Source organism: Metasolibacillus sp., from assembly GCF_025291715.1.
GTDB classification, from domain to species: domain Bacteria; phylum Bacillota; class Bacilli; order Bacillales_A; family Planococcaceae; genus Metasolibacillus; species Metasolibacillus louembei.
The window spans coordinates 76,403-82,871 of sequence record NZ_JAMBIZ010000015.1; the positions used below are offsets into that span (position 1 = coordinate 76,403).

Annotated in this window: 8 protein-coding genes; 1 reads left to right on the plus strand and 7 read right to left on the minus strand. The window is 37.5% G+C overall.

Annotated features, from left to right (window positions below):
• Window positions 1-34: 34 nt before the first annotated feature.
• The 7 genes from M3Z76_RS11275 to M3Z76_RS11305 all read right to left on the minus strand — a co-directional run bounded on the left by M3Z76_RS11275 (window position 35) and on the right by M3Z76_RS11305 (window position 5,141).
• Window positions 35-940: a nuclease-related domain-containing protein gene (locus tag M3Z76_RS11275; RefSeq protein WP_293926589.1), complete on the minus strand. Its 906-nt coding sequence runs from the start codon at window positions 938-940 to the stop codon at window positions 35-37.
• A 209-nt stretch (window positions 941-1,149) separates the two neighbouring features.
• Entirely contained in the window at window positions 1,150-2,088 is a 939-nt protein-coding gene (locus M3Z76_RS11280; RefSeq protein WP_293926585.1) for a Gfo/Idh/MocA family protein, read from the minus strand.
• A gap of 17 nt (window positions 2,089-2,105) precedes the next feature.
• On the minus strand, window positions 2,106-2,720 hold the full coding sequence (locus M3Z76_RS11285) for a PH domain-containing protein (RefSeq protein ID WP_293926583.1): 615 nt from the start codon (window positions 2,718-2,720) through the stop codon (window positions 2,106-2,108).
• A 56-nt stretch (window positions 2,721-2,776) separates the two neighbouring features.
• Window positions 2,777-2,935: a hypothetical protein gene (locus M3Z76_RS11290; protein WP_293926581.1), complete on the minus strand. Its 159-nt coding sequence runs from the start codon at window positions 2,933-2,935 to the stop codon at window positions 2,777-2,779.
• A gap of 184 nt (window positions 2,936-3,119) precedes the next feature.
• Window positions 3,120-3,902, minus strand: coding sequence for a hypothetical protein (locus tag M3Z76_RS11295; protein WP_293926579.1), 783 nt, complete (start codon window positions 3,900-3,902; stop codon window positions 3,120-3,122).
• A gap of 1 nt (window position 3,903) precedes the next feature.
• A complete protein-coding gene (locus M3Z76_RS11300; protein ID WP_293926578.1) occupies window positions 3,904-4,776 on the minus strand; it encodes an ATP-binding cassette domain-containing protein in 873 nt (290 codons plus the stop codon).
• Entirely contained in the window at window positions 4,773-5,141 is a 369-nt protein-coding gene (locus M3Z76_RS11305; RefSeq protein ID WP_293926575.1) for a GntR family transcriptional regulator, read from the minus strand. The genes M3Z76_RS11300 and M3Z76_RS11305 overlap by 4 nt, the downstream gene beginning before the upstream one ends.
• Window positions 5,142-5,287: 146 nt before the next feature.
• Between M3Z76_RS11305 and M3Z76_RS11310 the strand changes: the two genes are divergently transcribed.
• Window positions 5,288-6,190 (plus strand): AEC family transporter, encoded by a 903-nt coding sequence (locus M3Z76_RS11310; protein ID WP_293926573.1) that lies wholly within the window; start codon window positions 5,288-5,290, stop codon window positions 6,188-6,190.
• The last annotated feature ends 279 nt before the right edge of the window (window positions 6,191-6,469 follow it).

Genomic DNA, 6,469 nt, shown 5'->3' on the forward strand with positions numbered 1-6,469 from the left:
TATATCAGCGAAATTCGAATTATATCGGCGACCTTCAATTTCGCTTCATTGAAATACGATATTTTCTTCCCTTATTCTCCCCACTATAAGGAAAGCCTAATTTTTTTAATAAGCGCTTCGCACTATCACCCGACTCAATCCCTACAAATCTCCGAAACTCTTCATTTGTAATCCATTCGTCTATTAATAGACAATAATCCCGCATGGCTTGTTTTAATAATGTGCCATCGTCTTTATAATTGCATTTTAGACACTTAAAATGCCCATAGTGATACTGCATTTTGCTTTGGCACTGCACACAGAGCACCCCTTGGCGAACTCTAGCTTTATCAATATTTAATTGTGGCTTATGAATTGTATGCATTTGAAGTAATTGCCTAGCTAAACTATGAAGTTCTTGCGAAGATAACCGTGTAGCATACTGTTTGAGGTGTTCTCGAACATGGAATTCAAGTCCACTGCGATGAAATACCGGCTCACCCTGTGGGATATGACCAATAATTGTTTTGGGTAATGCAAAGACAACCGCATATAACACTGGCAAATCACTAACAACCCTACGTAACATTCTTTGATGGCGACGCACTTGGTCTAGTGGATTGCGAAAACCTTGAATAGTGCCATCCTCTAATGTTCTTGTAAACTGGTGCCGTTCCTCATCAAAATCAATACGACCAACGATATTTTTAATTTCTATAATCAGTAGAAACTTTTGACAAAGAAAAATCGTATCTATTTGATGTGCATTTGTTTGAAAATCATGTAGCAAATAATAAGGCTCATCCAGCTGCATGTCTTGCCAATTTTGGTCAACATAGCGCTCTCCTAGCAAGCCTTGCTGCAAGCGAATTAGCTCATCCTTGTATTCAGGAAATCCTCGCCGAATTGCCGCTTGAAGCAATTGTTCTTTAACAGTCTGCTCACGCTGCAAAACAATCATATTCTCCCCCCTTTTAAAGGGATCATATGCATTTTCTAAAATTTTAGCAAACTTCCAAATGTCATATTTCACTATGTTCTAGCTATTCAAATTTATATTTCAGACACCCTTATTTTAAGAAAAGTCTGCTACTAAACGAGTTCTTAACTAACCAAATATTAAATTTCAGATATAAAAAGTAGCTGCCAACTTCGACAGCTACTTTTGCTTTATTTCAACAACTCATCAATCCATTTTTGCACTTTTAAGCCTTCTTCAAATGAAACGATAAGGGCGTCTTCATCTTGAAGATGCGCGCGACATGCGTCTAACAGTGATGCAGGCTCGATGCTTGGTGTGACATGTTGCGCTTCCTCATATGCAGCGCTTAGCCATAGTTCTGACCAGTTGCGTAGCGTCATGACTTTCTCTGTGCCAAACACTTTAAATTCCAAGCGCTCCTCTTGCCCGATACTAGACAAACCATTTAATACAACAGGCACACCATTCTCCGTTTTTGCTAATGCGGATACACCTGTTTCACATAGTGTGACATCCTCTGGATATGTTGTTTCATGCGATAAAATCGTTATATCCCCAAAGAAATGATGCATTAATTGTAAGTAGTGTGGGAATACCTCGCGAATAAAGCCGCCTTGTTCACGCGATGCAATCCACGGGTTTTGCTGCCATTTTCTTGGCCATTCTGGGAAATATGTATGCAATTCAATACGCACAATTTCTCCCAATTCTTGATTTGCTAAACGTTGCTTCATTTCATGTACTGCAGGGCTATACATCAATGGGAAATGCATCGCTGTTTTGACGCCTGCCTCTTCAGCCACCTGTACCATCTCAATACCATCCTGTGCATCATGTGCCAATGGCTTTTCAGAAAGAATGTGTAAGCCATGTGCTGCAATTTCCTTCGCAAGCGGTGCATGGCTTACTGGCGGTGTACCGATATATACCCAGTCTGGTTTCGTTGCTAATAATTCTTCCAATGTCGCAACAGCAGGAATGTTATATTTATCAGCAATCTCCTGTAAGCGTGTTTGATTGCCATCAAAAATAGCGACAATCTCGGCATATGGATGCGCTAAAATTTGATTAATAATGCGCTCTCCTACAATACCTGTACCAATTAATGCAAATGTTGTTTTTGTCATAAAAATAATCTCCAAACTTAGTTATGAATATAACGCTCAAATACGTCGCCATAGTCTTTTTTTACATATTGTTTCTTTTGCTGTAACAGCCATTCATGTGAAAACTTTGTAATATCTTCAAATGAGCTAGCAGGTGCTACCTCATTATTGCCGACACGGCCTAATGCGCTAGCTGCAAGCGACAAGCTCTGTTTTGCTGAATCGAATTTGTACGTATTCGATTTTTGCTCCAGTGAAATGGCATGCAATGCTTTGTATAAATCTTTAATCTCATTCAAGAATTTTTTATGAATATCAATCGACATCGGGATATCGCCAATTGTAAACTTAATTTCCACATCCAAATCAATTGTTCCAGCTGTTTCAAGCAGCACGCTTTCAATTGTTGCATGCTCATAATCATAGCGGCGAAGCAGGCGTTTTTTGCTAATCGCATTTGCCCCATCCACGTGAATTAAAGCATAATTAGTAAAGCAATATTCATCTGCCTTTGTTTTAATTAAGAAGTAAATTTGTTCATCAATTTCGTTAAAAATAAAATCGTCTGAATCTGTTTTATCGAAGTCCTCCTTTGGCACAACTACGCCAATATCTGAGAGACCTAATGCATCCGATGCGAATTTTTTAAACATTTCGCCACCTCCTATTTTTTTAATAGTCTAACATTTCTATAGTTTAGAGGCTACTTTTAATTCACTTGAAACCATTTATAAACAAGCAATAGAGCACTTATGAGCAAAGGCACAAGCAGCAACCAACCTATTTTTTGATTGCCCTCAACTAACAGCATCATCATTATTTGAAAAGATACAACTATCCCACAGGATAACAATGAAATTACAGCCATATCCATCCTACTTAACAGCTTAAATTTTGGCATGGAAAATAGAATAGCCAATATAAAAAATATCGCCGCTACAATAACTACAATATTTCCTAATTTCATTTTAAATAAGAATTGTAAAGCTTTTGATACAATTGACAATACAATAGCTATCAACAAAAAAACGATGTTTAGTTTCATACGCTACTTACAGTTTAACAGCTACTTTTTTAGTAAACTGACGAATCAATACAAGCATTACTGCAATCACAACAATAGCTATTAAGTAGGCAGCTGGAACAGGAATTGCGGGAATCGACAATGGACCCAGTATTGGCGCATCTAATGCGATGCTTATCATTTCACTATATAACAATAATAAGATAACTACTAATGGGATAGAAAACAGCCCAACTATGCCTCCGAAACGGTAAAAGCTAATGCCAATCAACCAGCCTGCCACATAATAGCAAAAAATAGTAAGCGCAAATAGCACAATGCCAAGTAACCAGCTATTATCTAAATCAATATGCAGAAAGAATAAAATATTTTGAATCACTTGCTCTACCAATTCATCGTTAGGCTCTACTATTTTTGTATTATTAGCAAAGTCCAGTGGTAGCACCTTTTCAACTAACAAAGCAAGCTTAGCGATAATTGGCATTGCTAGCGCAACACCGAAAGAGCCAAGCGTTGCCCCAATAAAATAATGCTTGCGTGTGACACCGTTACTCACAAAATATTGAAGAAATCCATAGGCTGCTACAATACCGATAACGAACATAAAAATATTGGATGAATAAAAAATCATTGTAGAATAACTATCTATTTCTGCCCCACCTTTAAAAATAGTGAACTCGATACTTGGAATCAAGGTTGTGATAATTCTTACAGCAAAGATGATTAGCAAAACAAATAAATAGCCTACTGCCCAGCTCATTTGTGTAAAAAATATATCCAATGCAACTTTTATGGAGATTGATTTTTGCATATTATTCATGCCCTCCCTCTGTTAAATAAATAAACAAATCCTGCAGTGCAACTGGACCTATTTCTAGTCCTAGCTTCGCTGCCTCCTGATATTGCCGCTCTGATAAATGACCATAGACCGTCACTGCCTTTGTGCCACCTAATTGCTTTATGTTGAGCTGACGCATATTTTGAACAAATATATCTACATCCTCTGCGCGACCTGTCACTGTTACACCTTTTGAAATGAGCTCATCGTATGTCTCATGTAAAACCATTGTCCCTTTGTGTAAAATCAGCACCTCATCAAATAAATATTCCATTTCTGATACTAAGTGTGTAGACATAATTATTGCTCTTGGGCATTCTTCTTGTGATTGTAGCAATTCCTCATAAAAAATAGTTCTAGTTGGGGCATCCATTCCTGCATAAATTTCATCAAAAATTGTAATTGGCGCATTGCTTGCTAAACCAATTGTCGCATCAACAGCTGCCTGCATTCCCTTTGATAATTGCTTCATTTTTTTATTTTGTGGTATTTGAAAGCGTGTAAGCAAATGCTCTGCATAAGCCATATTAAAGTTTGGGCGATACTTTGCAATGCCTTGCAGTAAATCCTTCACTTTGTCCGATTCTTCTTTGTAATTTTTGTTGTAAGCAAAAACAACTTGCTGCATCATTTCTGCATTTTCAAATGGCGCTTGCCCTAAAATCGTTAAGGCTCCTGCTGTTTGCTGACGAAATGATGCAATAATGGATAATAGCGATGTTTTACCTGCTCCGTTTCTCCCTAATAAACCATATATTTTATTACCTTCTAGCTGAAAGGAAATATTTTGTAGTGCTACGTCGTACCCATAGTTCAAGCTAATATTTTTAGCCTCCATCGTCGTCATTCACTTTCACGCTCCTTCACTTGTTTAATGTACTCAATAATTTCCTGCTCACTTATTTGTAATTTTTTTGCCTCTTCAATAAGGCTGACGATAAATTGGTCAACGAATGATTCTTTTCTTTTTTTCATTAGTTTCTCCCTCGCTCCTACTGCGACAAACATACCGATCCCTCGCTTTTTATAAAGAATGCCTTCCTCTACTAATTGATTGATTCCTTTGGACACCGTGGCATGATTAATTTTGTAAAAGCTAACAAGCTGATTAGTTGAGGGTGCCTGCTCCTCTTCTAATAGCTGCCGATTGACGATTTGATCCTCTATCTTTTCACGAATTTGCTGGTAAATTGGCTTATCTTTATCGAACACAAAAACTTCACCACCTTATATGGTTATATACTTATGTGTATAACCATAATAGATAAAAAAATATTTGTCAAATTCTTTCTTTACTTCTTCTGAAAAAATGCAATAATGAAGGATAAAATATTTCGCAACTCGAAGGAGAAAGCACAATGACTTTATTTTTTATCATTTTACCTGCACTCGTCATTTTTTTAATTGGCTTTATCGCTCAGAAGCTAATTGGCTTTGATATTAAGTCCATTTCAGCAATGTCCCTTTACATATTGTCACCATGCTTAGCCTTTCGCACATTTTTCACGAATGCTATTACATTGGACTACGTATATATGATGCTAGCAGCGCTATTATTGAGCGCTTCATTATTAGTCATTACATATATCGTTGCTAAAATAACAAAAGCGAACCAATCTGAAAGCTCTGCCCTGGTTTTAAGCAGTGTTTTTATGAATAGCGGCAACTACGGAGCCCCTGTTGTACTATTTGCCCTTGGGTCTGCCGGGTTTGATTATGCCGTTATTATTATGGTGCTACATTCCTTATTAATGAATACGTTAGGCATTTTCTTTGCGGCACTCGGTGGACAAGAAGGAAGTGGACATAAGCAGGCTATGCAAAGCGTTGTGAGAATGCCTGTGCTTTATGCTGCAATTTTGGGTATGCTTTGTCATTGGCTGGGCTTGGAGCTATCCGCTCCTTTTCAGGACGCACTTGACCTTGTAGCAAATGCGACGATTCCTGTTATTATGCTTGTACTAGGTATGCAGCTCGCCGTTATTTCACGTAAAAGGGTAACATATCGCTTTGTTGTAGGCGCAAGCATTATACGGATGATTGCCTCACCTATTATTGCAGCGCTTATTTTATCATTTTTACCGTTAAATGATTTAGCAAAAACAGTATTTATCATCCAAGCAGCCATGCCTGCCGCCGCCAACACGACGATGCTGGCTTTGAAATACGATACAGAGCCCGACCTCGTATCGTTTACAACGCTTGTCACAACAGCAATTAGCATTGTTTCATTGCCGATTGTGTTGTATTTAACAATTTAGGAGAATTTAAGAATGCAATATATTTTTGTCAACCTTGAAAGCTCTCAACATTGCAATGTATGTATCGTGTGGATAAAATTGCTAAGCAGGAAGAATTTTGGACATAGATAATCATTGTACATAAACACTTTTATAACTTAGTTCATCTATCAATGATAAAAATATTTTCACTAGCGTCGCATTAAAATAATTCAACGCATCGTATTAAACTGAATTTTCTGTAATATAATCCAAGCATAAAAAAATCCTTTATACTGGTTGAGCGGTAGGTAACCATCC

What these genes read in the sequence shown, in the direction of transcription:
- M3Z76_RS11295 (WP_293926579.1), bottom strand. Translation starts at nt 3,902, where the DNA reads ATGCAAAAATCAATCTCCATAAAAGTTGCATTGGATATATTTTTTACA.
- M3Z76_RS11285 (WP_293926583.1), bottom strand. Translation starts at nt 2,720, where the DNA reads ATGTTTAAAAAATTCGCATCGGATGCATTAGGTCTCTCAGATATTGGC.
- M3Z76_RS11290 (WP_293926581.1), bottom strand. Translation starts at nt 2,935, where the DNA reads ATGGCTGTAATTTCATTGTTATCCTGTGGGATAGTTGTATCTTTTCAA.
- M3Z76_RS11310 (WP_293926573.1), top strand. Translation starts at nt 5,288, where the DNA reads ATGACTTTATTTTTTATCATTTTACCTGCACTCGTCATTTTTTTAATT.
- M3Z76_RS11300 (WP_293926578.1), bottom strand. Translation starts at nt 4,776, where the DNA reads ATGACGACGATGGAGGCTAAAAATATTAGCTTGAACTATGGGTACGAC.
- M3Z76_RS11275 (WP_293926589.1), bottom strand. Translation starts at nt 940, where the DNA reads ATGATTGTTTTGCAGCGTGAGCAGACTGTTAAAGAACAATTGCTTCAA.
- M3Z76_RS11280 (WP_293926585.1), bottom strand. Translation starts at nt 2,088, where the DNA reads ATGACAAAAACAACATTTGCATTAATTGGTACAGGTATTGTAGGAGAG.